Origin of the sequence: Tsukamurella pseudospumae, from assembly GCF_001575195.1 — a bacterium.
In the GTDB taxonomy this organism is placed as follows: Bacteria; Actinomycetota; Actinomycetes; order Mycobacteriales; family Mycobacteriaceae; genus Tsukamurella; species Tsukamurella pseudospumae.
This window is the reverse complement of sequence record NZ_LSRF01000058.1, coordinates 925,612-945,785: the sequence shown is the minus strand read 5'-3', so window position 1 is coordinate 945,785 and position 20,174 is coordinate 925,612. Positions and strand designations below refer to the sequence as shown.

At 71.2% G+C, this 20,174-nt stretch carries 23 protein-coding genes and 1 tRNA gene; 7 read left to right on the top strand and 17 right to left on the bottom strand.

Annotated features, from left to right (window positions below; translation table 11 throughout):
• The first annotated feature begins 4 nt into the window (after positions 1–4).
• Positions 5–2,563 carry an ATP-binding protein gene (locus AXK60_RS23120; protein WP_068574889.1) on the top strand — a complete coding sequence of 853 codons (2,559 nt, stop codon included), beginning with the start codon at positions 5–7 and terminating at the stop codon, positions 2,561–2,563.
• Positions 2,560–3,234, top strand: coding sequence for a response regulator (locus AXK60_RS23115; RefSeq protein WP_068574888.1), 675 nt, complete (start codon positions 2,560–2,562; stop codon positions 3,232–3,234). Before AXK60_RS23120 ends, AXK60_RS23115 begins: the two co-directional genes overlap by 4 nt.
• Here AXK60_RS23115 and AXK60_RS23110 read toward each other — a convergent pair.
• The 7 genes from AXK60_RS23110 to AXK60_RS23080 form a co-directional block, all read right to left on the bottom strand.
• The gene (locus AXK60_RS23110) at positions 3,216–3,632 is read right to left on the bottom strand and encodes a hypothetical protein (protein ID WP_068574887.1); all 417 of its coding nucleotides are present in this window, start codon (positions 3,630–3,632) and stop codon (positions 3,216–3,218) included. The genes AXK60_RS23115 and AXK60_RS23110 overlap by 19 nt on opposite strands.
• Positions 3,592–4,233 carry a hypothetical protein gene (locus tag AXK60_RS23105; protein ID WP_139058099.1) on the bottom strand — a complete coding sequence of 214 codons (642 nt, stop codon included), beginning with the start codon at positions 4,231–4,233 and terminating at the stop codon, positions 3,592–3,594. Before AXK60_RS23105 ends, AXK60_RS23110 begins: the two co-directional genes overlap by 41 nt.
• 296 nt (positions 4,234–4,529) lie before the next feature.
• Complete coding sequence (locus AXK60_RS23100; protein ID WP_068574885.1) at positions 4,530–5,528, bottom strand: RNA polymerase subunit sigma-70; 999 nt, start codon at positions 5,526–5,528, stop codon at positions 4,530–4,532.
• Between the two features lies 1 nt (position 5,529).
• Positions 5,530–5,955, bottom strand: a complete 426-nt coding sequence (locus AXK60_RS23095) for a VOC family protein (RefSeq protein ID WP_068575309.1) — start codon at positions 5,953–5,955, stop codon at positions 5,530–5,532.
• Between the two features lie 103 nt (positions 5,956–6,058).
• Positions 6,059–7,354 (bottom strand): aspartate aminotransferase family protein, encoded by a 1,296-nt coding sequence (locus AXK60_RS23090; RefSeq protein ID WP_068574884.1) that lies wholly within the window; start codon positions 7,352–7,354, stop codon positions 6,059–6,061.
• Complete coding sequence (locus AXK60_RS23085) at positions 7,351–8,283, bottom strand: phosphotransferase enzyme family protein (protein WP_068574883.1); 933 nt, start codon at positions 8,281–8,283, stop codon at positions 7,351–7,353. The genes AXK60_RS23090 and AXK60_RS23085 overlap by 4 nt, the downstream gene beginning before the upstream one ends.
• A complete protein-coding gene (locus tag AXK60_RS23080; protein ID WP_068574881.1) occupies positions 8,280–8,711 on the bottom strand; it encodes an Lrp/AsnC family transcriptional regulator in 432 nt (143 codons plus the stop codon). The genes AXK60_RS23085 and AXK60_RS23080 overlap by 4 nt, the downstream gene beginning before the upstream one ends.
• 82 nt (positions 8,712–8,793) lie before the next feature.
• Here AXK60_RS23080 and AXK60_RS23075 point away from each other — a divergent pair, with 82 nt between their 5' ends.
• Positions 8,794–9,453: an AzlC family ABC transporter permease gene (locus tag AXK60_RS23075; protein ID WP_068574879.1), complete on the top strand. Its 660-nt coding sequence runs from the start codon at positions 8,794–8,796 to the stop codon at positions 9,451–9,453.
• The gene (locus AXK60_RS23070; protein WP_068574877.1) at positions 9,446–9,772 is read left to right on the top strand and encodes a branched-chain amino acid transporter permease; all 327 of its coding nucleotides are present in this window, start codon (positions 9,446–9,448) and stop codon (positions 9,770–9,772) included. The genes AXK60_RS23075 and AXK60_RS23070 overlap by 8 nt, the downstream gene beginning before the upstream one ends.
• Here the strand turns inward: AXK60_RS23070 and AXK60_RS23065 are convergent.
• The 6 genes from AXK60_RS23065 to AXK60_RS23040 form a co-directional block, all read right to left on the bottom strand.
• Complete coding sequence (locus AXK60_RS23065; RefSeq protein ID WP_068982571.1) at positions 9,757–11,343, bottom strand: MFS transporter; 1,587 nt, start codon at positions 11,341–11,343, stop codon at positions 9,757–9,759. The two genes, AXK60_RS23070 and AXK60_RS23065, sit on opposite strands and share 16 nt — an antisense overlap.
• Positions 11,303–12,610, bottom strand: a complete 1,308-nt coding sequence (locus tag AXK60_RS23060; protein WP_175400096.1) for a nucleotide disphospho-sugar-binding domain-containing protein — start codon at positions 12,608–12,610, stop codon at positions 11,303–11,305. The genes AXK60_RS23065 and AXK60_RS23060 overlap by 41 nt, the downstream gene beginning before the upstream one ends.
• A 219-nt stretch (positions 12,611–12,829) precedes the next feature.
• Complete coding sequence (locus AXK60_RS23055; protein WP_068982570.1) at positions 12,830–13,873, bottom strand: DUF7544 domain-containing protein; 1,044 nt, start codon at positions 13,871–13,873, stop codon at positions 12,830–12,832.
• A gap of 73 nt (positions 13,874–13,946) precedes the next feature.
• Complete coding sequence (locus AXK60_RS23050) at positions 13,947–14,708, bottom strand: lysophospholipid acyltransferase family protein (protein ID WP_068574873.1); 762 nt, start codon at positions 14,706–14,708, stop codon at positions 13,947–13,949.
• A gap of 58 nt (positions 14,709–14,766) precedes the next feature.
• Positions 14,767–15,408 (bottom strand): NAD(P)-dependent oxidoreductase, encoded by a 642-nt coding sequence (locus AXK60_RS23045; RefSeq protein ID WP_068574872.1) that lies wholly within the window; start codon positions 15,406–15,408, stop codon positions 14,767–14,769.
• Positions 15,405–15,845 carry a DoxX family protein gene (locus AXK60_RS23040; protein WP_068574869.1) on the bottom strand — a complete coding sequence of 147 codons (441 nt, stop codon included), beginning with the start codon at positions 15,843–15,845 and terminating at the stop codon, positions 15,405–15,407. Before AXK60_RS23040 ends, AXK60_RS23045 begins: the two co-directional genes overlap by 4 nt.
• A 103-nt stretch (positions 15,846–15,948) precedes the next feature.
• On the opposite strand from AXK60_RS23040, the gene AXK60_RS23035 reads away from it, so the two are divergent.
• The gene (locus tag AXK60_RS23035; RefSeq protein WP_082778204.1) at positions 15,949–16,287 is read left to right on the top strand and encodes a winged helix-turn-helix transcriptional regulator; all 339 of its coding nucleotides are present in this window, start codon (positions 15,949–15,951) and stop codon (positions 16,285–16,287) included.
• Positions 16,288–16,306: 19 nt separating this feature from the next.
• Here AXK60_RS23035 and AXK60_RS27235 read toward each other — a convergent pair whose 3' ends face one another.
• Positions 16,307–16,483 carry a hypothetical protein gene (locus AXK60_RS27235; protein ID WP_175400095.1) on the bottom strand — a complete coding sequence of 59 codons (177 nt, stop codon included), beginning with the start codon at positions 16,481–16,483 and terminating at the stop codon, positions 16,307–16,309.
• Between the two features lie 251 nt (positions 16,484–16,734).
• Here AXK60_RS27235 and AXK60_RS23025 point away from each other — a divergent pair, with 251 nt between their 5' ends.
• The gene (locus tag AXK60_RS23025; RefSeq protein ID WP_068574863.1) at positions 16,735–17,481 is read left to right on the top strand and encodes a hypothetical protein; all 747 of its coding nucleotides are present in this window, start codon (positions 16,735–16,737) and stop codon (positions 17,479–17,481) included.
• Positions 17,475–18,065, top strand: coding sequence for a hypothetical protein (locus AXK60_RS23020; RefSeq protein ID WP_139058095.1), 591 nt, complete (start codon positions 17,475–17,477; stop codon positions 18,063–18,065). The genes AXK60_RS23025 and AXK60_RS23020 overlap by 7 nt, the downstream gene beginning before the upstream one ends.
• 103 nt (positions 18,066–18,168) lie before the next feature.
• On the opposite strand, the gene AXK60_RS23015 is transcribed toward AXK60_RS23020, so the two are convergent.
• The 3 genes from AXK60_RS23015 to sepX all read right to left on the bottom strand — a co-directional run bounded on the left by AXK60_RS23015 (position 18,169) and on the right by sepX (position 20,029).
• Complete coding sequence (locus tag AXK60_RS23015; RefSeq protein WP_068574859.1) at positions 18,169–18,507, bottom strand: DUF1801 domain-containing protein; 339 nt, start codon at positions 18,505–18,507, stop codon at positions 18,169–18,171.
• A gap of 156 nt (positions 18,508–18,663) precedes the next feature.
• A tRNA-Ala gene (locus AXK60_RS23010) sits at positions 18,664–18,736 on the bottom strand.
• Between the two features lie 42 nt (positions 18,737–18,778).
• On the bottom strand, positions 18,779–20,029 hold the full coding sequence (gene sepX, locus AXK60_RS23005; RefSeq protein WP_068574857.1) for a divisome protein SepX/GlpR: 1,251 nt from the start codon (positions 20,027–20,029) through the stop codon (positions 18,779–18,781).
• Between the last annotated feature and the right edge of the window lie 145 nt (positions 20,030–20,174).

Sequence of the window (20,174 nt, the reverse complement as noted above, 5' to 3'; positions counted from 1 at the left end):
ACACATGCCGAAGGGGCAGCTGCGCGTCTACCTGGGCGCCGCGCCGGGCGTGGGCAAGACCTACGCGATGCTCACCGAGGGCGCGCGCCGCGCGTCCCGCGGGACTTCCGTGGTGGTGGGATACGTGGAGACCCACGGCCGGCCGCAGACGGAGGCGCAGCTGCAGGGGCTGGACGTGATCGCCCGGCGGCGCGTCGAGTACCGCGGTGCGGTGCTGGAGGAGATGGACGTCGACGCGGTGATCGCCGCGCACCCGACGGTGGTCCTGGTGGACGAGCTCGCGCACACCAATGCGCCGGGTTCGCGGAACGAGAAGCGCTGGCAGGACATCGCCGAGCTGCTCGACGCCGGGATCGCCGTGGTCACCACCGTCAACATCCAGCACCTCGAGTCCCTCGGCGATGTCGTGGAGTCGATCACCGGTGTGCGGCAGCGCGAGACGATCCCCGACACCGTCGTGCGCCGCGCCGAGCAGGTCCAGCTGGTGGACATGACGCCGGAGGCGCTGCGGCGCCGCATGGCGCACGGGAACATCTACCACCCGTCCAAGGTCGACGCCGCGCTCTCGCACTTCTTCCGCATCGGGAACCTCACGGCGCTCCGGGAACTCGCGCTGCTGTGGCTCGCGGACCGGGTGGACGAGCGCCTCGAGCAGTACCGTTCCGAGCAGGGCATCTCGGCGGCGTGGCCCACGCGCGACCGCACCGTCGTCGCGCTGACCGGCGGACCGGAGGGCGGCACGCTGCTGCGCCGCGCCGCGCGGATCGCGGCGAAGGGTGCGGGCGGCGAGCTGCGGGCCGTGTACGTCGCGCGCAGCGACGGCCTGTCGGGCGCCTCGCCCGCGGCGCTGACGAAGCTGCGGCAGCTCACCGAATCCCTCGGCGGCACCTTCCAGATCGTCACCGGCGACGACGTGGCCGCCGCGATCCTGCAGTACGCCACGTCGGTGAACGCGTCGCGGATCGTGCTCGGCAAGTCGCGGCACCGGGCATTGACCTCGGTGGTGCGCTGGCCCGTGTCGGACGCGGTGATCGAGGGGTCGGGCGAGATCGACGTGCAGGTGGTGACGCACGAGCGGGCCGCGGGTGCGCGCCGTCGCCGGCTGCTCCCCCGCGTCGACGGGCCCGAGCCCGCGCTCCTCGGCCGGCGGCGCACGATCGCCGGCTGGGTGCTCGCGATCGCGGGCCCGGTGCTCCTCACGGCATTGCTCGCGCAGACCCGGCACTGGCACTCGCTGCCGACCGAGCTGATGCTGTTCCTCATGCTGACGGTGGCGGTGGCCCTCGTCGGTGGGCTGCGGCCGGCGGTGCCTGCGGCGATCCTCGGGTCCGTGCTGCTCAACTACTATTTCGCGCCGCCGTTGTACACGTTCACCGTGGCATCGGGCGAGAACGTCTTCGCCGTGGCGATGTTCGTGCTGACGGCGATCGCGGTGGCGTCCGTGGTGTCGATCGCCGCCCGGCAGACGGCCCGCGCGGCCCGGGCCCGGGCCGAGGCCGACGTGCTCAGCGGCCTCGCGGACACGCTGCTCGCGGCGGACGACGAGCTCCCCGCCCTGCTGGACGAGGCCATCGCGACCTTCGGCCTGCGCGGCGCGTCTCTTCTGCGCCGCGACGACGCCGAGTCGCCGTGGCAGCTGGTCGCCGGGCGGAAGGAGTCGCCACTGACCCCCGACGCCGGCACCGACGCGGCGCTGGTCGGCGACACCGTCGCGCTCGTGGTGGCCGGCGACCCGCTCAGCGCGTCCGAGCACGGCCTGCTCGTCGCCTTCGCGGCGCACGCGGCCGCACGCCTGGACCGCGAGGCGCTCACCGCGGAGGCCCGTCAGGCGCGCTCGCTCGCCGAGGGCAACCGGGCCCGGACGGCGCTGCTCAGCGCCGTCTCGCACGACCTGCGGACGCCGCTGGCCGGCATCAAGGCGGCGGTGAGCTCGCTGCGCAGCGACGACGTGGAGTGGTCCGACGAGGACGAGGCGGAACTGCTCGCCACCATCGAGGAGAGCGCGGACCGGCTGGACTCCCTGGTGGGGAATCTGCTGGACATGTCTCGGCTGCAATCGGATTCGCTGACGCTGCTGACCCGCGAGGTGGGGATCGAGGAGGTGCTGCCCGCGATCTGGACGGCGCTCCCCGACGCGGACCTCGCCTTCGAGTTCGCCGGCGACGACACGGCGCCGCCACCCACCGCACTCGCCGACCCGGGCCTCCTGGAGCGGGTGCTGGCGAACCTTGTCGAGAACGCCGTGCGCCACTCCGGAGGTTCGACGGTGACCGTGGGCGTCTCGGGCGTCCACACCCCGGACGGCGACCGCCTGCAGGTGCACGTGCGCGACCACGGTCCGGGCATGCCGCAGGAGCAGCGCGACGCGATGTTCGCGCCCTTCCAGCGGATGGGCGACGCGCCTGCGGGCAACGGCGTGGGCCTGGGTCTCGCGGTGGCCCGCGGGCTCACCGAGGCGATGGGCGGCACGCTCACCGCGGAGGACACCCCGGGCGGCGGCCTGACCATGATCGTGGACCTGCCGGCGGCGCAGCCGGTGTCGAGTGATGAGGTGGTCTCGTGACATTCGTTCTGGTCGTCGACGACGAGCCCGCGATCCTGCGGACCCTGCGGATCAACCTCAAGGCCCGCGGGTACGAGGTGGAGACCGCCGCCGACGGGCGCTCCGCCCTGCAGATCGCGCGCGAGCGCACCCCCGACGTGGTGATCCTCGACCTGGGGCTGCCGGACCTGGACGGGACGGCGGTGCTGGCGAAGCTGCGGGAGTTCTGCACGTCGCCGGTGATCGTGCTCTCCGCGCGGCACGGCAGCGACGACAAGGTCGAGTCGCTGGACATCGGCGCCGACGACTACGTGACCAAGCCCTTCGCGATGGACGAGTTCCTCGCCCGGGTGCGGGCCCAGGTGCGGCGGACGGGCCTCGTCGACGCGCCCGCGCCGGTGCGCACCGACGCCTTCGAGGTGAACTTCGAGGCGCGGACGGTGACCCGCGACGGCGCGACCGTGCGCCTCACCCCCACCGAGTGGAAGATCGTCGACGTGCTCGTCCGCAACGCCGACCGGCTGGTCTCCCAGCAGACCCTGCTGCACGAGGTGTGGGGCCCGTCGTACTCCCGCGAGACCAACTACCTGCGCGTGTACATGGCGCAGCTGCGGCGCAAGCTGGAGCCGGACCCGGCCACCCCGCGCTACTTCGTCACCGAGCCCGGGATGGGCTACCGGTTCATCCCATAGGTCGCGGCCGTCGCCGACGGCACAGGCGCCGACAGTGCCGGGGCCCGGTTGGGGAGCTCGGCGTACCGCCCGCCGGGAACGACGGTGCTCCTTCCGCGCGACACTCGGATTCTGTCCGGTTCGGACACGACGCGGGTGAACGACTCGACGGCCCGCTGCCGCGCGGCGCGCAGCGCGGCGTCCGCGGTCTCGGCGGCGGCGACGGTTCCCGCGCGGTGCGCGGCCCGGTTGTCGGCGTCGCCCAGATCGCTCACCAGGGGTTCGAGCTCGCGGACGACGGCGCCGAAGGCATGCGCGGCAACCGTTCCCGCCGCGGTGTCGAGGCTGAAGGTGCGGGCGAGCGGCGCGGCGAGCCGCTCAGCCCAGCTGCGCTCCGCCAGCGCGAGCCACGCGGCCACCTCGGGCCGCTCCTGTCGCAGCGGGAGGATCCACGGGAGGTTCGAGGCCCACCCCGTCGCGACGACGTGGCCGGTGAGCACCGCGTGCAGGTCGTGCACGAAGCCCCCGCAGGGTGATCGACGACGGCACCGTACGGGCCAGAGGGCCGAGCGGGTCGTCGCCGCCGGCGGCGCCGAAGAACTCCGCGTCCGGCCACGCATCGTCGGTGCGGCCGTCCTCGCAGCGGCACCAGGACGGGCGGTCCCGCACGTCGCGTGCGGGCACCCCGCCCTCGCACCGGCAGTCGTCGAGGACCGCCGCAGCGGCCTCCGCGGCCGGCCCTGACGGCCAGACGTCCGGCTCCGCGCGATCGGGCCGGGGTTCGAGCACCGCGCGCACGGCATCGTCGGGCTCGGGAAGCCACCACGGCGTGCCGAACAGCAGGCGGGCGGTCGAGCCGTACTTGCGGCGCAGCGTGCGCTCGGACACCGACTCCTCGCCGGGCAGCCGCAACCGGTCGGCGACCGCCGTGAGCGACACGCGGTCGAACCCCTCGCGCGCGACCATCGGCAGCGCGACGCGGATCGCCGCCTCGTGCAGCGCCCGATCGCGGATCGGCATCGTGCGTTCCTGGAAATTGTGCATGGCTCCCCCCGAAGTCCACGTGTTCCCCCGATGCCGAGGCTACGGCCGTGACCGCGCCTGTGGGTGCGGACGGCGAAACACTGTCACCGATGTCCTGAGACATCACACGACTTCTGCGCGACACTCGGATTCTGTCCGTTGCGGACAGCGTGTCCGAGATGGACGGAATCCGAGTGCCAGCGGGAAGTCCCTCGACTCCGATGCCGTGGAGCCGCTGGAGCGGGCGTGGAGCCTCGCCGTCGCGGCCTACGCCGACGGTGCCGCGCGCTGAGTCAGCGCGGCTCGACCGGCCCCAGCGATGCGGGCAGGCCCGCGAGGGCGAAGAGCGGTGCCGGGTCCAAGAAGGCCGAGACGTGCGTCAGCGCACCGTCGGTGAAGGTGAGCACGTCCAGTTGGAAGGGCAGCCAGACATCGCCGCCCGCCCCGGCGGCCCCGTCGGCAGCCGGCGAGCGCAGGTACATCGCGGCGGCGGGCAGGCCGTTGCACACCGTCGGGATCATCCGCAGGTCCCCGGCGACCTGAGCGGGGCACTGCGTCCGCGACAGCTCACCGATGGCCTCCGCCCCGCGGTACCAGCCCGGGATGGGCGGCATCTCCCACGTGGCGTCGGCGGCGAGGATGCGGACCACCCCGTCGATGTCGTGCCGTTCGAAGGCCGCGCAGAACTCGTCCCACACCTCCCGCTCGTGCGCGGACAACTCCGTCGCCCTCCGGCCGTCACGGGCGGCACCGCCGCCGATGGAGGCCCGCGCCCGCTGCAGCGCGCTGTTGGCCGACGCCACGGAGGTCTCGAGCGCGGCGGCGGTCTCGGCGGCGGAGAACGCGAGGACGTCGCGCAGGATCAGGGCGGCGCGCTGCTTCGCCGGAAGCACCTGCAGCGCCGCCACCATCGCCAGCCCGATCCCCTCCCGCGCGACGGCCGCCTCCCCCGGATCGCCCAGCGCGGCGTCCGGGAGCGGCTGCAGCCACAGCACCTCGGTCGACGGTGCCACCGGCTCCAGCGGATTCGACGGCTCGCCGCCGAGGCCGACGGGCAGCACCCGCCGGGCCTTCGACGCCGACAGGCAGACGTTCGTCGCGATGGAGTACATCCACGTGCGCACCGACGACCGGCCCTCGAAGCGGTGGAAGGCCTTCCACGCGCGCAGGTAGGTCTCCTGCACCAGATCCTCCGCGTCCGACGCGGAGCCCGACATGCGGTAGCAGTGCGCGAGCAGCTCCGCACGCAGCGGGGCCGTGACCTCCTCGAAGCCGGTGTCGGCGGCGGTCATGTCAGCCCTGCTCGCCGACGTGCTCGGGGCCGGCCTCCGCGGCCGCGGGATCCATCCACATGATCTCCCAGCCGTGGCCGTCGGGATCGTCGAAGGCGCGGCCGTACATGAAGCCGTGGTCCTCGGAGCGACCCTCCTTGCCGCCGGCGGCCACGGCCCGGTTCACCACCTCGTCGACCTCCTCGCGACTCTCGGCGCTCAGCGCGATGAGGCACTCCTTGACGCCGGGCTCCGCGGTGGTGGACTCGTGGAAGGTGCCGAAGAAGTCGGTCTTGAGCAGCATCGCGGCGATGTTCTCGCCGAGTTCCACGGCGAGGGCGTTCTCGTCGCTGAAATTCTCGTTGATGGTGTAGCCCACGGCGGTGAAGAACTCGCGCGAGCGCTGGACGTCGGCGATGGGCAGGTTCACGAAGATCATCTTGTGCATGGTGTTCTCCTGGTGTCGGTGGCGCCCGCTCTCGGATGCCGTCACATGGTTGGACACTCCTGCTCACCGGAACTCATCGGTCCGACGGAAAAAAACTTCCCCGCTATCCGGTGAGGGCACCGTCGAGGATGGCGAGGCCCTCGTCGATCTCGGCGTCGGACGCGGTCAAGGGCGGCGCTATCCGGAAGATCGAGCCCATGCCCGGCAACTGCACCACGTTCATGTGCAGGCCGCGCTCGTAGCAGCGCTCGGTCACCAGCCTGCCGAGCTCGTTCGCGGGCTCCTTGGTCTCGCGGTCGACGACCAGCTCGATGCCCTGCATCAGGCCGCGGCCGCGGACGTCTCCGATCGCCTCGTGGCGCCCGGCCAGCTCGTCCAGGCCCGCGCGCAGCCGGGCACCGCGGGAGGCGACCCACCCGGCGACGCCGTCGGGGCCACCGTCGCCCAGCACGTCCAGCACCGTCGTGGCCACGGCCGCCACCATCGGATCGCTGACGTGCGTGGTGAAGAACAGGAAGCCGCGCTCGTGGCAGACCCGCTCGATCTCGGCGGAGGTGACCACCGCGGCGATCGGCAGGCCCGCGCCGAGCGTCTTGCTCAGCGTGAGGATGTCCGGCACGATGCCGTCGCGCTCGAAGGCGTACGCGGCGCCGGTGCGCCACAGCCCCGTCTGCGCCTCGTCGACGATGAGCAGCATGCCGCGCTCCTCGCACTTGCGCTTGAGCGCGGCGAGGTAGCCGACGGGCACGTCGATGATGCCGCCGGAGCTGAGGATCGGCTCCACCAGGCACGCCGCGAGCGAGCCCGTGGACTGCGCGTCGACGAGCTCGAAACCGAGGTCCAGCTCCGACTGCCAGTCGTACTTTCCGGCGGCGTCCACGAACCGGGAGCGGTAGGCGTTCGGTGTGGGCAGCGCGAAATTGCCCGGCGCCGTGGGCCCGTAGCCCTTGTGCCCCGACGAGTAGGTGGCCGCCGCGGCGCCCGCCGTCATGCCGTGCCAGGACTTGGAGAAGCTGACGATCTCGTGTTTCCCGGTGTACAGCTTGGCCATCCGCAGCGCGGCCTCGTTGGACTCCGCACCCGTGGTCAGCTGCAGGACGTGACTCAGGGGCTCCGGCAGGGTGGCGGCCAACCGCTCCGCCAGCGTCAGCACCTGCGGTGAGAGCATGCCCGAGAACAGGTGGTCGAGCGTCGCGATCTCGCGCTGCACCGTCTCCACGATCGCCGGATGACTGTGTCCCAGAATGGCACTCATCTGGCCGGAGGTGAAGTCCAGCCAGCGCCGCTCGCCGCTGTAGACGTACGTGCCCGCGGCGCGGTCGACGGGCAGGGGCGCGAAGGTGCCGCCGTAGCGCACGACGTGCGCGGGCGGCGAATCCGAGAGGCTCACCTCACTCACAGTAGTCGTCCGGCCAGGTACCGTGAGGCCACTTCGACGGTGCCGTCCGCGAACCCCGGGTCCGCCTCCAGGGCGTGTCCGTGGGTGCCCAGCCAGCCGAGCAGTTGCAGCCGGCGCAGCAGCACGAAGTCCGGCAGGAGCGCCGCGTGCGCGTCCGGCAGGTCCCGACGGTGCCGGTACGCCGCGGTCCACGCCGCCGCCCATTCCGGCAGCCGCGGGTCCGTCTCGACGAACGAGGCCGCCGCCGCGAATTCGAAGAGGTGCCAGCCGAATCCGGAGTCGTCGAAGTCGATCACGGTGAACCCGTCGCCGCCGGGCCCCGCGATGAGGTTGGCCGCCCGCAGGTCGCCGTGGATCAGCCCGAACTTCTCGGCCGTGCGGCCGAAGGCGTCGATCCGGTGCGCGGCCCGCTCGGCCGCCGGCGCCAATGCCCGACGGTGCGCCTCCCCTACCCCGAGACCCGCACGCCAGGAACCCCAGCGCGGGCGCGCGCCGATCGTGTCGTCGAGATCCCAGCGGAAGCGCGCGAAACCGGCCGGGCGGGACCAGGTCTCGGCATGGTCGTGGAACGCCCCGGCGATCTCGCCGAGGGCGGCGAAGTGCGCCGCGTCGAGGGTCTCATCGGGGACGGGGCCGCCCGGCAGTTCCGCGAACAGCACCGCGCGGCGTCCCGTCGGGCCGTCCGTCAGAACCCCACTGAGCGGCTCGACCACCGGGACCGCGGTGTCGCGGCGCAGCGCGGCGATCCATGCGAGCTCGGACTCGATCGCCGCGTCGTCCTGGTAGCCCGGACGATGCACCCGCAGTACCGCCGGTAGCGGCCCGCCGCGCACCCGGAACGTGGCGTTCTCGCTGACCAGCAGCGGCTCGACGCGGGCGCCGGGGACGGCACCGTCGGCGATGCGCTGCGCGACGGCAAGATCGCTCACTTGACCACCTTCATCGTCATCCGGGAGTCGACGCGCACGATCGCCGGATCGCCCATCAGGTGCGTGGTGACCCACCGCTCGTAGGCGTCGAGATCGGCGACGCGGACGCGGATCACGTAGTCGGGCAGGCCGAACATGCGGCGCACCTCGATCACCTCGTCGAACGAGGCGATGCGCGCCTCGAAAGCCTCGACGGAGGCGCGGTCGTTCGCGGAGAGGTCCGCGTGAATGAGCACCTCGAAGCCGCGGCCGAGTGCGGCCGGGTCGAGCACAGCGGTGTAGCCGGTGATCACGCCGTCGGCCTCGAGCCTCCGCACGCGGCGCAGGCACGGCGCGGGAGTGAGACCCACACGCTGGGCGAGTTCCTGGTTGGTGAGCCGGCCGTCCCGCACCAACTCGTCGATGATTGCTCGATCGAGTGCATCCACCTCGCAAGTATTGCTGCACATGGGCGGTATCTCAACATTGTCGCAAGCACATTGCGCGTGATGAGAAATAGAATTGTCTCCCATGGGAGTTCCGTCGAAAGTCGCTGTGGTGCAGCTGGGCCTGTTCGTCCTCGGGCTCGGCCTCGGCGTCGTGGTCACCGGGAACGGGCTGCCGTGGTGGATCGCCCCGGTGCTGTCGATGGCGGTGTACGCGGGCTCGGTCGAGTTCCTGCTCGCCGGCCTGCTCGCGGCATCGACGCCGCTCGCCGCGATCGCGGCCACGACCTTCCTGGTCAACTCGCGACACCTGTTCTACGGCCTGACCTTCCCACTGGCGCGGATCCGCAGCCGGCTCGGCCGGGCGTACGGCGTCTACGCCCTCACGGACGAGGCCTACGCGCTGGTGAGCACGGCACCGTCGGCCACGATGACCGGGCCGATGATCCTGCGCACCCAGGTGGGCCTGCACGTCGCGTGGGTGAGCGGCTCGCTGGTGGGCGGGATCGCGGGCGGCGCTTTCCTGCGCGACGTGCCCGGGGTCGACTTCGTCCTCACCGCCCTGTTCATCGTGCTGGCGCTGGACGCCCACCCCGACCGCACCACTGCGGCCCTCGCGCTGGGGGCCTGCGCCGTCGCGCTCGTCGCGGCGCCCGGCGCGATGCTGCTGGTGGCGATGGGCGGGTTCGCCGGTGTGCTCGTGGTGCGGCACACACTGGCCCGACGGGAGGCGGCGCATGCCTAGCACCGGATACCTGCTGGCGGGCATCGCCATCGCCGCGGCGATCACCGTCGCGCTGCGTCTCGCCCCCTTCGGGCTGGCGACGGTGCTGCGCGACTCGCCGCTGCTCGCCGACTTCGGGAAGTGGATGCCCGCGGGGGCGGTGGTGGTGCTGGCCGTGTACTGCATGGCGCAGGTGGACTATTCGGCGCCGGCGCACGGCCTGCCGCAGCTCGCGGGTGTCGCGGCGACGGTGCTCACCCACCTCTGGCGCCGCAACGCGGTACTCAGCATCGTGGCGGGAACCGCGGTGTGCGTGGCGCTGAGCTACGCACTGGGCTGACGATGCCGCCCCGTGTACGGGGTTCGCATCCGTATCAGGACGACGACGCAGGCGAACAGCGCCGCGCCGACGGCCGCGCCGTTCGCGGCATGCATCGCGGTGACGAATCCCTGCTGCACCACGTGCTGCAGCTCGGGCCGAAGTTCCGGTGGGGCCGCTGCGATCACGCGCACACCGCCGATCACGGAGGACTGCAGCTCCGCCCGGGCAGCCGCGCCGAGCGGCAGCGATGCTGCGTCGGCGAGCACCTGAGTGGAGTAGACGTGCGCGACCACCGAGCCGAGCACCGCGACGCCGAGCGCGCCCCCGATCTCGCGGGTGGTGTCGTTGACGGCCGAGCCCGAGCCCGCCTCGCCCGAAGGAACGGCGGACATGATCGCCGCGGTCGCCGGCCCCTGGACCAACGCGAGACCCGCGGCGATCACCGCCATCGCGGGCAGAATCCGCGTCACGTAGTCGGCCGACTCGGTGAGCCGCCAGGTGAGCGCGAAGCCGATCGCCATGAGCGCCAGCCCGCCCGCGATCGTGTACCGGACCCGCCGCTCGGTGGTCGCCAGCGCCGTCAGCGGGGCGACCGCGACGGCGGTGATCGCGAACGGGATCACCCGGACCGCGGTCTCCAGCGGGCTGTAGCCCTGCACGGCCTGGAAGAACAGCATGGTGATGAATACGAACCCCAGCAGACAGAAGAACGCGGAGCAGATCGCGATCGCGCCCGAGGAGAACTGGCGCGAGCGGAACAGCGACATGTCGAGTACCGGGTTGGCGTGCCGGCGCTCGTGCACGATGAACAGCGTCAACAGGATCGTCGCGCCTACCAGACCACCGATGCTCTGCACGCTGAGCCAGCCGAAGTTCGGCGTCTCGATGAGCACCCACACGAGCAGTGAGATTCCCGAGATCGACAGCAGCACACCTGCCACGTCGAACCGCGGCCGCTCGGAGCCGTAGGACTCGGGTACCAGCGCGAGGCAACCGGCGATCGCCACCACGGAGATCGGCAGGTTGATCCAGAACACCGACGACCACGCGAAGTGCTCGACGAGGTATCCGCCCACGACGGGGCCGATCGCGATCGACGCGCCCGCCGACGCCGCCCACACCGCGATCGCGGTGCTGCGGGCCTGCTTCTCCCGGAACAGGTCCGCGATGATCGCCAGCGTTGCGGGAAAGATCAGCGCCGCCGCCGCGCCGAGCGCGGCGCGGGCGGTGATGAGTTGCGCGAGTGAGGTCGAGCGGGTCGCGAGCACGGAGACCACCGCGAAACAGACCAGTCCGATCACGAGCGCACGACGCCGCCCGACCCGGTCCCCGAGATAGCCGGTCGCCAGTAGCAGACCCGCGAACACCAGCGTGTAGGAGTCCACGATCCACTGCAGGGCGCTCATGCCGCCGCCGAACTCGCGGCTGAGGGTGGGCAGCGCGATGGTCACGATGCTGTTGTCCATCCCGGTCATGAGCACCGCGACGCACAGGGTGCCCAGCGAGATCCAGCGGGTGCGCCCGGGCGCACCCGGCGCCGTGAGCGAGCTATCGCCGGTCAGGGCCGGCCCCCGCCCTCGCGGTCGCACCCGTCCGCGCCAGGAAGTCGTCGAACACCTCGATGAACTCGCCGCACCCGGCCAGATCGGCGGCGGCCGCATCGCCGAGCACGCGGGCCCGCTCCGCGACGGCCTCGTCACGGACGAGATCGAGCACGGCGTCGGCGATGCTGCGCGCCGTCATCCTGCTGCGCGACAGGACCGCGCCGGCTCCGGTGGCCTCGATGCGGCGCCCCCAGAAGTGCTGGTCGAACGCTTGGCTGCACACCAGTGTCGGAACGCCGGAGGCTGCGGCCACGGCGGTGGTACCGGCGCCGCCGTGGTGCACGACCACTGCACATCGCGGCAGCACGGCGGCGTGGTCGATGTCCTGCACGACCAGCAGGTCGTCGGTGTCGACGGGCGCGTCGTCAGTCCGGGCCGACCAGCCGGGGACCGCGATCAACCGCACTCCCGCACCGGCGAGTTCGCGAGACAGATCACCGACGACACCGTCGAAATCGGGGACCGGCATACTGCCGAATCCGACGTACACGACGGGACGCTCGTCCTGCGCGATCCAGCGATCGATCCGGGAGTCCCGTTCCGCGCAGTCCGCGGCGCGGTCCGCGATCCGGACGAACCCGATCCGCGGATGGTCGACGTCCTCGCGGGTACGAGGCGGTACCAGCGTGCGGCCGAACGCCTCGACGCGCAGCACGTCCCGTCCTCGGAGCACTGAACGGGGGTCGATGATCCGGTGCGGGTAGCCCACGCGCTTCGCCAGCTGGACCGTCTTCGTGAAGATGCTCAGCGCCCAGCCGACATCGAAGAGACGGTACGTCAGCGGGATCACCAGCGGGAACCTGGCCGCGAGGTCCTGGACTCGGGGCTCGAGCAGGGGGTTCGGGACACGGCTGTGCGCATCGCCGGGGAAGTATTCGACGGTGACCAGAGGCACTGCCGTGGCGTGGGTGACGAGTGCGGCGCGCTCCTCGATGATCCGCGTGGTGATGACGCAGTCCGCGTCGACGACGAGCTCCGTGAGCCGGTCGTCGAACTCGTCGGCGTGCGAGTCCGCGAGCTTGCCCACCGCGCGCAATTGCGTCGTGGTACCGGTCCCGAAGAAGCGCTGCTGCCCCACGGGCGACTGCAGGAACGCCTTGAGATCGAGCGTCGTCAGCACGTGCGGTTCGAAGCCGTGAGACCGGACGAACTCCCGCGATTCGACCGTGCAGCCGATCACCACGTCGTCACCGCGACCGACGAGGACCTGCGCCACCGCAAGCAGTGGGCTGATGTCACCTCTCGACCCCATGCATGCGATTGCAACACGCATTCCGATGTGCGCCTTCCCTTTTGGGCGATTCAACCCTTTCGGGCCGCTAACGCGCAGAAGGGTAACAGCGAGCACCGATGACATTTCGATTCCTGTAATCCGCATCACAGCCGGTGCGCAGGTGTCGGTGTACGGAAAAGACGAGATCCCGCCCCACCGAACGGTGGAGCGGGACCTCGCAGTACGGAACGCGCGGTGCTACGGGGTGAGCGGAGCCACCTGTCCGCCGGAGAGGCGACGGTACGCGAAGGTGATCAGCAGGCTCGCGATCGGGCCGGCGACGAGCAGGCCGATACCGCACAGGCACGCGCCCACGAACGCGATCAGAATCGCGATGACGTAGGTGAGAATCGAGTTGCCGATGTCGCGCTGGATGATCGCGAACCCCTCCTTGAGTCCGTCGACGGCGGGCAGGCCACGATCGACGATGACGGGCACGACGAACATCGTGAGGAAGCCGATGACGAGCGCAGCGATGTAGCCGAGGAACGGGATGAGCATCAGCACGTTCGTCACCACCGCGATGATCACGCCGGCGAGTACGACTTGCCCCAGGTTGCGGGGCTTGAAGAACGAACCGATCGAGACCGACCGACCGTCAGCGATGTCGAGGAGACCTGTGAACAGCGAGGCCTGCACGACGGACGCCAGGATCTGAGTGATCAGACCCGCGAGCGCGAAGCCGAGCATCGCGCCGAATCCGTTCGCCTGGTAGACGAAACCGCCGTCGACGGACGTGGTGTTGCCGGTCAACGAGCCCACCAGGAAGGTCGCTGCGCCACCGATGATGCCGATCGCGAGCACGTACACCAGCATCGAGACGATCAGCGCGACGGCGTTCTTGCTGAACTTGTTCCACGCCCAGGAGAACGCGTCACCGATGTTGAAGGGCTGCTGGCCGCCGGGCTGCGGCGCACCGAAACCGCCGGGGGGCGGCGGGAATCCGCCCTGCGGCGGGGGCGGGAAACCGCCCTGGCCGTAGCCGGCCTGCGGCGGCGGGAAGCCCTGGCCGCCCTGGCCCTGCCCGGGATCCTGCGGCGGCGGGAAGCCCTGGCCGCCCTGGCCGTACCCCGGGTCCTGCGGCGGCGGGTAGCCGCCGGCGGGCGGGAATCCGCCTGCCGGCGGGGGCGGGTAGCCACCCTGGCCGTAGCCGGGCTGAGGCTGCTGCGGGTATCCACCCTGATTCGGGTCCTGCGGGTAGCCGCCCTGGTTGTCGCCAGGGTTGTTCGGCGGCTGCGTCATGGTTTCCTCCGGTCGCTGACGGACGATCCCGGCAAACCTACCAACCCGGCACTGCCGGCACCACCGAAGAGGCTCAGTCGCCGCGGGCTTCGCGCTTGGCCCTCCGCAGCGCGAACTCCTCCTGCTCGAGGCGCAATGCCTCGTCGGGCGCCGGCGCCCCACCGCCGAGTCGGGCCGGAACCCAGTCTTCGCCTGCGGGAGCGGGGAATCCGCGCTGCGCGCGCTCGAGCGCCTCGCCCATGGCGGACCGCAGGCGGGCGGTGAGAACATCGGGGGCGGCACCGTCGGGCAGGATGGGCGCGCCGACCTCCACGACGACCGGGAAGCGGTGCCGGCCGATGCGGCGCTGCGTGCCCTTCGACCAGATGCGCTGGGTGCCCCACACGATGACGGGGACGATGGGCACGTCCGCCTCGAGGGACATGCGCGCGGCGCCGGACTTGAACTCCTTGAGCTCGAAGCTGCGGCTGATCGTGGCCTCGGGATACATGAGGACGATCTCGCCGGCCTCGAGGGCGGTGACGGCCTCGTGGTAGCTCTCGGCGCCGTGCTCGCGGTCGACGCCGATCGCACCGCAGTGCTTCATGATGAACGCCATGATCTTGACCTTGCGGAGCTCGGCCTTGACCATGTAGCGCGGCCAGCGGCCGGTCCGCTTGACGGTCAGCCCCGCCTCGAGGAAGTCGACGTAGGACGTGTGGTTGACCGCGATGAGCGCCCCGCCCGCCGCCGGGATGTTCTCCAGGCCCCGGTACTGAACGCGCAGCCCCTGCACGCCCACAATGCTTTTGGCCAGCATCAGGACCACCTGATAGACGGGTTCGCGCCGCGCCATCACACCCCCTCGTTTCTCTTACCCGAGGATACGACGGCGCGGCGCGAGCCGCGGGGAATCAGTACGCCACGGAGAACCGCTCGCGGCGGTGCGCGGGCGCGACGATCTCGTCGACGAAGGCCTTCGCGTAGTCGACGCCCGAGATCTCGGAGTTCCCCTCGGCATCGGTGAGCAGCAGGTCGCCGCTCGTGCGGTAGGTGCCGCGCTGCTCCCCCGGGTTGAAGGAGCCGTAGCTCGCGGCGGGGCTCAGGTAGAACCAGTCCACGTCCTCGACGGTGCGCAGGTAGTCCAGTGCGCGGTCGTGCTCCTGCGCGATGGGCTTGACGGCATCGGGGAACGACGGGGTGTCCACCAGCTTCGGGCCGCCGTCGGCGACCAGCAGGCTGCCCGCGCCACCGACGACGCCCAGGCGCGCGCCCGCCTCGCGGGCACCCGCGACGAGGTGCTCCAGGGAGGCCGGCAGGTCCACGCCCTCGCCCGACGGTGCCGCGGTCGGCAGGGCCGAGACGATGACGTCCGCACCCTCGACGGTGCGCGCGACGAACGCCGCGTCCGTCACGTCGCCGGCGGCGGCGGTCGCGCCCGCGGGGACCTTCGCGGTGTCGCGGGCGACGCCGACGACGTCGATGCCGCGGGTCAGGAGGTCGGAGACGATGTTGGAGCCGGAGTAGCCGGATGCTCCGAAGACGACGACCTTCATGCGTTCACCTTCGATCGGCTCTTGAGGAGGTGGGTGTCGGCGGCCAGCGGGCCGTGCGAGGCGATGCCCACGGCGATCAGGCCGGCGATGAGGGCCAACGGCAGCTCGTAGCCGCCGCCACCCGGGTTCGACGCGAAGAATCCGTTGTCCCAGTGCACGAAGACGATCGCGCCGAGCATGTCGATGATGCCGAGCACCGCGACGATCGGCACGGCGAGACCGATGATGAGCGCGGCGCCGCCGACCAGCTCGACGATGCCGGCGAACCACGCGGACAGGGTGGGCACGGGAACACCCATGCCGTCGAAGGCCTTGGCGGTGGCGTCCATGCCGTTCGTGACGAACTTCTGCCAGCCGTGGGCGAAGAAGATGCCGCCGAGGATCACCCGGGCGATCGTGGAGGCGAGGCCCTGGCCCCGCTCGAGCTGTGCGGTCATGTGGACCACTCCGTTCTAATTGTTGAAGCTTCAAGCTTGCGCTACCATGGAAGCACATACGATTCGTAAGCGCAATACTTCCGTGAGTGTTAGGTTCCACGACATGCCCGACTTCGACGTCTTCGCGAAGGACTGCCCCTCGCGCGACGTGTTCGCCCACGTCACCGGCCGGTGGGGCGCGCTCGTACTGGGGCGCCTGCGCCCGGAGCCGCAGCGTTTCGGCGAGATCCGCCGTCAGGTCGAGGGCATCAGCGATCGCATGCTCACGCAGACGCTGCGAACCCTCGTCGACGACGGCCTGGTCAGCCGGTACTCCGCGGGCACCAATCCCCCGCACACCGAGTACCGGCTCACCGAGGTCGGCGCGTCGATCGCCGACGCCGTGCTGAGGCTCGCCGACGCCGTCCAGACCGCGATGCCGCGGGTCGCGCCGGGCGCGTGAGACCCGGACCCGGCTGAGTTCAGCCGGCGGCGTCGAGGTGGGCCAGGAGCGCCGGATCCCCGGACTCGAGACGGTCGACGATCTCGCCACCGTCGCACCGCATCAGCGCGACGACGGCACCGTCGCCCGACCGGTGCAGCACCGTCCAGGTGCCACCGGAGTCCTCCCAGCGCTGCAGCTGTTCGAGCGGAGTCATGGCCCGATGATAGGCGGCTCCCGCATGCCGGAGCCGAACGTCATCCGAACGGATGAGGTCTGCCGGTTTCAGCCCCGCGAACATCCGATTCCGGCGTAGTGTGCTGTTCTCACAGTGGAGTTCACGGTGGAGTCATGTCGCCGTGTCAGGAGGGGAACACGAGCATGCAACCACACGGACCGGCACAGAACTACCCCGGAGCGCCGGGCGGGCCACCACTCGGGGGCCAACCGCCGGGAATGCCCGGCGGCATGCCGTTCGGACCGCCGTCCGGATTCGGCCCGCGCCCCGCGTTCCCGATCGCCCGTATCGGCGCGGCGGTGACGCTGGCGGCGGGCCTGATCGTGCTGTTCTGCTCGCTGCTGAACCTGTACACCGTCACCGTCACGCCCAGCGCGGCCGACACGTCGAACTACAACGACATCCCCAGCGGCACCGTCGACGTGGGGATCGGCTTCTACAACGTGGCCCCGCTCCCCGCGCCCGTGACCGCGCTGGCGATCCCGCTCCTGATGCTCGTCGCGGCGCTCACCGCGCTACCCGGCGTGCTCGGCCGGGGCGCCCAGGGCGCGCTCGTGTCCGCGGTCGCGGCGATCGCCGCGACGCTGCTCTCGCTCGTGCTGATGATCGCGAACCCGCTGCCCAGCGTGGAGCTGTCCGGCAAGCTCGCCACCGACTTCTCGAAGGAGACGAACTTCTCCTCGATCGACGACCTGGTCTCGCGCGTCGTCGACGTCGGCCCCGGCGCGGGCCTCATCATCGCGCTGATCGTCGGGCTCCTCGGGTCCGCGGGCGCGGTCCTGTCGTACCTCCAGATCGGGGCCCGCAAGCCCGACGGCGCACCCGGCCCCGTCGGACCCGTCCCGCCGGCGCCCGGGGCTCCGTACGGCCAGCCCGGCATGGGATTCACGGGGCAGATGCCGCGCATCGTCGACGGTCCGCTGCAGCCCGGTCAGCCCGGCCCGGGCGGGCCCGGCAACCAGCCGGGGGCGTGGTGAATCCCGCGCGGATCCTGGCTGCGATCACCGGTGTGCTCGGCATCGCCGGGCTCGGGCTGACGATGCTGCCGCTGCTCACCATCAAGGCGACCGACGTACAGCTGCAGTTCGTCAACCCCGGGATCGGGCCGTGGAGCTTCTACGGCGGGTACGGCAGTACCGATATGACGAAGTACTGCACCAAGTACCCGGACGAGTGCATCGTGCAGGGCTCCGCCACCGCCCACATCGGCTTCCTCGACATCGGGCCGATGAGCATCGCGATGGTCGCGATCATCCCCATCGTGCTGGGTCTGGTCGGGGCGCTGGGCGCACTGCAGGCCGTGCGCGGCATGCATCCCGGCGGCGCGGCGGGGACGGCGCTGCTCGCCCTGGGCGCGCTCGTCGTCGCGGTGTTCACATGGATCTCGCCCGGCATCGCCGTGAGCGGCACCGGCGAGTTCGCGACCGCCAAGTCGTCCGGCTACGACACCGGGATGTCCATCTCCCCCGGCGCGGGCCTGATCTGCGCCGCGATCGCGCTGATCGCGATCCTGGCCGTCGGCGGCTACCAGGCGATCACGGAGATGCTCGCGCGCCGCTGACCCGTTCACCGGAAAGACGTGGGCACCGTTGATCAACTGTCCGTTGATCAACGGTGCCCACGTTTTCGGTGTGCGTCGGCTCCGCGTCGATCGGGGCCGGGGATCAGGCGACGGCCCGGGAGACCAGCTCCGCGATCCGGGCCTCGGTCGCCTCGTCGAGGGCCGTGACGGTCCAGACGAGCGGGTGCATGGTCGAGCCCTCCTCGAAGGCGGGGTTCACCGTCTCACCGAAACCGAAGGCCACGTAGTCCTTTCCCGGCTTGATGTAGCAGATGTCCTCGCCGCCGCCCACGTAGAAGGGCAGGCCCCAGCGCACGACCGGCTCGAGACCCGGAGCGCTCTCGCGGATGATGGCGTGCAGCCGCTCCCCGATCTCGGCGTACGGCGCGGGCATCGCCCGGAGCTTCGCGAGGACGGCCGCGTCCCCCTTCTTCGAGAACATGATCCGTGAGCCTCCCTCGGTTCGATCGACTCCTGCGGTCGATGCGCTCACGCTACCGCGAGCGACGGTCGCGAGCAGGGCACGGGATCGGTCCGGAAACGAGTTCGGGCGGGGCTCTGATTTCTCAGAACCCCGCCCGAACTGCGGTTTCCTCTGTGGAGCTAAGGGGAATCGAACCCCTGACCTCCTCGATGCGAACGAGGCGCGCTACCAACTGCGCTATAGCCCCTTGCGGAACTCGACTACCTTAGCAAGCCCGCTCGGCAAACTGTTAACCGACCTTGCGCTCGTACGGTTCCCGCACGTCAGCAGGCCGATCGAGGAAGTCGAACTCCTCGGCGCGGTAGCGCGGGAGGTGGTCGAACGCGGGGTCCTCGTCGTCGATCTCCATGACGACGCAGCCGCCGCGGCGCAGGTGGGCGGGCACACCGTCGAGCACCTCGGCCTCGCGCTCGCGCTCCCTCCGGGCCCGCTCCAGCCGCGCGGTCCGGCGGCGGCGGATCTCCGCCTCGATGCGCACCGTCCGGCGGAGGTAGGTGAGGTAGACGGCCAGCGCGAGCACGACGGCACCGAGGCCGTACCAGGCGAAGGGCACGTTCATCAGGCCGGCGCCGAGGGCGACCACCGCGAGCACGCCCAGCACGAGCGTGACGCGCTGCCGGAAGCGGAAGCGGGCCTCCGTGATCCGCGCGTCGTTCTCGGGGTCGTAGCCGCCGCGGCGGCGACGCGGAGAGTCGTCGAGGGCGTCGATCTCGGCAGGCTCGGCCTTGGGGCGGGTCGCCGGGGTGATCTCCTCGGTGAGCTGGTCGTCCGCCAGGTCCGCGTCCGCGAGCTCCGGGCCGGCCGGGTCCTCGACGACCGACCCGTCGACGAGCTCGTCCGCCGACTCGTCCATGTCGAGGTCATCGGCAGGGTCGAGGTCATCGGCCGAGTCGAGATCATCGGCGACGAAGGAGTCCTCAGCGATCGGCGCCACGGGCGCGGTCACGCGGCGGACGATCGGCTCGGACTCCGGCGCGGCGGCGTCGGTGTCGGCGACCGCCTTCGGGGCGGGCGCGTCCAGGTCGACGATCGACGCCCTCGCGCGCATCGCTGCCCGCTCGACGGTGGGGATCGGGGTGGTGTCGCCGTCCATCGGGCTGGACCCGTGCAGGTCGTCCACGTCGGAGTCGACATAGGCGTGCGCCTCGGCGTCATCGTCCGCCGGATCATCGTCCGCCGGATCATCGTCGGCCGGGTCGTCGACGGCCTTCCCGAGAACGATGCGGCCGTCCTCGACAGGCTCGGCGTCGTCGTCCTCCGGGAGCTCGGCCTCGTCGGCGCGATCCTCGGCGACGGTGGCCGCCGGGCGGATGCGGCGGCGGACGGCGCGGGTGGCCGAGCCGCCGCGGTGCAGCAGTCGGGTCTTGAGCGTCGCGTCGGACACCTGGTTCACCCTGGGGTGACGCGCGGCGAGCATCGGAACGAGCACCACCAGCCACGCGACGATCAGCCCCACCCAGAGCAGTGTCTGCGGGATCATGTCGGCTCCCTCCGGCAATCAGCGAGCACGGATCACATCCGTGTAAGTCGCCTCGAAGGCTATTTCACCAGGGTGGATCAGCGCGCCCGACGCGCCGTAGCGAAACCCCAAAAATCTCAAACAGTCACTTCAGTCACACGCGAGT

Excerpts from the sequence above, each read along its gene's own strand:
- AXK60_RS23095 (WP_068575309.1), bottom strand. The coding sequence starts at position 5,955 with ATGCACAAGATGATCTTCGTGAACCTGCCCATCGCCGACGTCCAGCGC.
- AXK60_RS23055 (WP_068982570.1), bottom strand. The coding sequence starts at position 13,873 with ATGACGCAGCCGCCGAACAACCCTGGCGACAACCAGGGCGGCTACCCG.
- AXK60_RS23050 (WP_068574873.1), bottom strand. The coding sequence starts at position 14,708 with ATGGCGCGGCGCGAACCCGTCTATCAGGTGGTCCTGATGCTGGCCAAA.
- AXK60_RS23040 (WP_068574869.1), bottom strand. The coding sequence starts at position 15,845 with ATGACCGCACAGCTCGAGCGGGGCCAGGGCCTCGCCTCCACGATCGCC.
- AXK60_RS23105 (WP_139058099.1), bottom strand. The coding sequence starts at position 4,233 with ATGCCGATCCGCGATCGGGCGCTGCACGAGGCGGCGATCCGCGTCGCG.
- AXK60_RS23035 (WP_082778204.1), top strand. The coding sequence starts at position 15,949 with ATGCCCGACTTCGACGTCTTCGCGAAGGACTGCCCCTCGCGCGACGTG.
- AXK60_RS27235 (WP_175400095.1), bottom strand. The coding sequence starts at position 16,483 with ATGACTCCGCTCGAACAGCTGCAGCGCTGGGAGGACTCCGGTGGCACC.
- AXK60_RS23015 (WP_068574859.1), bottom strand. The coding sequence starts at position 18,507 with ATGTTCTCGAAGAAGGGGGACGCGGCCGTCCTCGCGAAGCTCCGGGCG.
- AXK60_RS23060 (WP_175400096.1), bottom strand. The coding sequence starts at position 12,610 with ATGGGGTCGAGAGGTGACATCAGCCCACTGCTTGCGGTGGCGCAGGTC.
- AXK60_RS23045 (WP_068574872.1), bottom strand. The coding sequence starts at position 15,408 with ATGAAGGTCGTCGTCTTCGGAGCATCCGGCTACTCCGGCTCCAACATC.
- AXK60_RS23075 (WP_068574879.1), top strand. The coding sequence starts at position 8,794 with ATGGGAGTTCCGTCGAAAGTCGCTGTGGTGCAGCTGGGCCTGTTCGTC.
- AXK60_RS23025 (WP_068574863.1), top strand. The coding sequence starts at position 16,735 with ATGCCGTTCGGACCGCCGTCCGGATTCGGCCCGCGCCCCGCGTTCCCG.
- AXK60_RS23070 (WP_068574877.1), top strand. The coding sequence starts at position 9,446 with ATGCCTAGCACCGGATACCTGCTGGCGGGCATCGCCATCGCCGCGGCG.
- sepX (WP_068574857.1), bottom strand. The coding sequence starts at position 20,029 with ATGATCCCGCAGACACTGCTCTGGGTGGGGCTGATCGTCGCGTGGCTG.
- AXK60_RS23100 (WP_068574885.1), bottom strand. The coding sequence starts at position 5,528 with ATGACCGCCGCCGACACCGGCTTCGAGGAGGTCACGGCCCCGCTGCGT.
- AXK60_RS23120 (WP_068574889.1), top strand. The coding sequence starts at position 5 with ATGCCGAAGGGGCAGCTGCGCGTCTACCTGGGCGCCGCGCCGGGCGTG.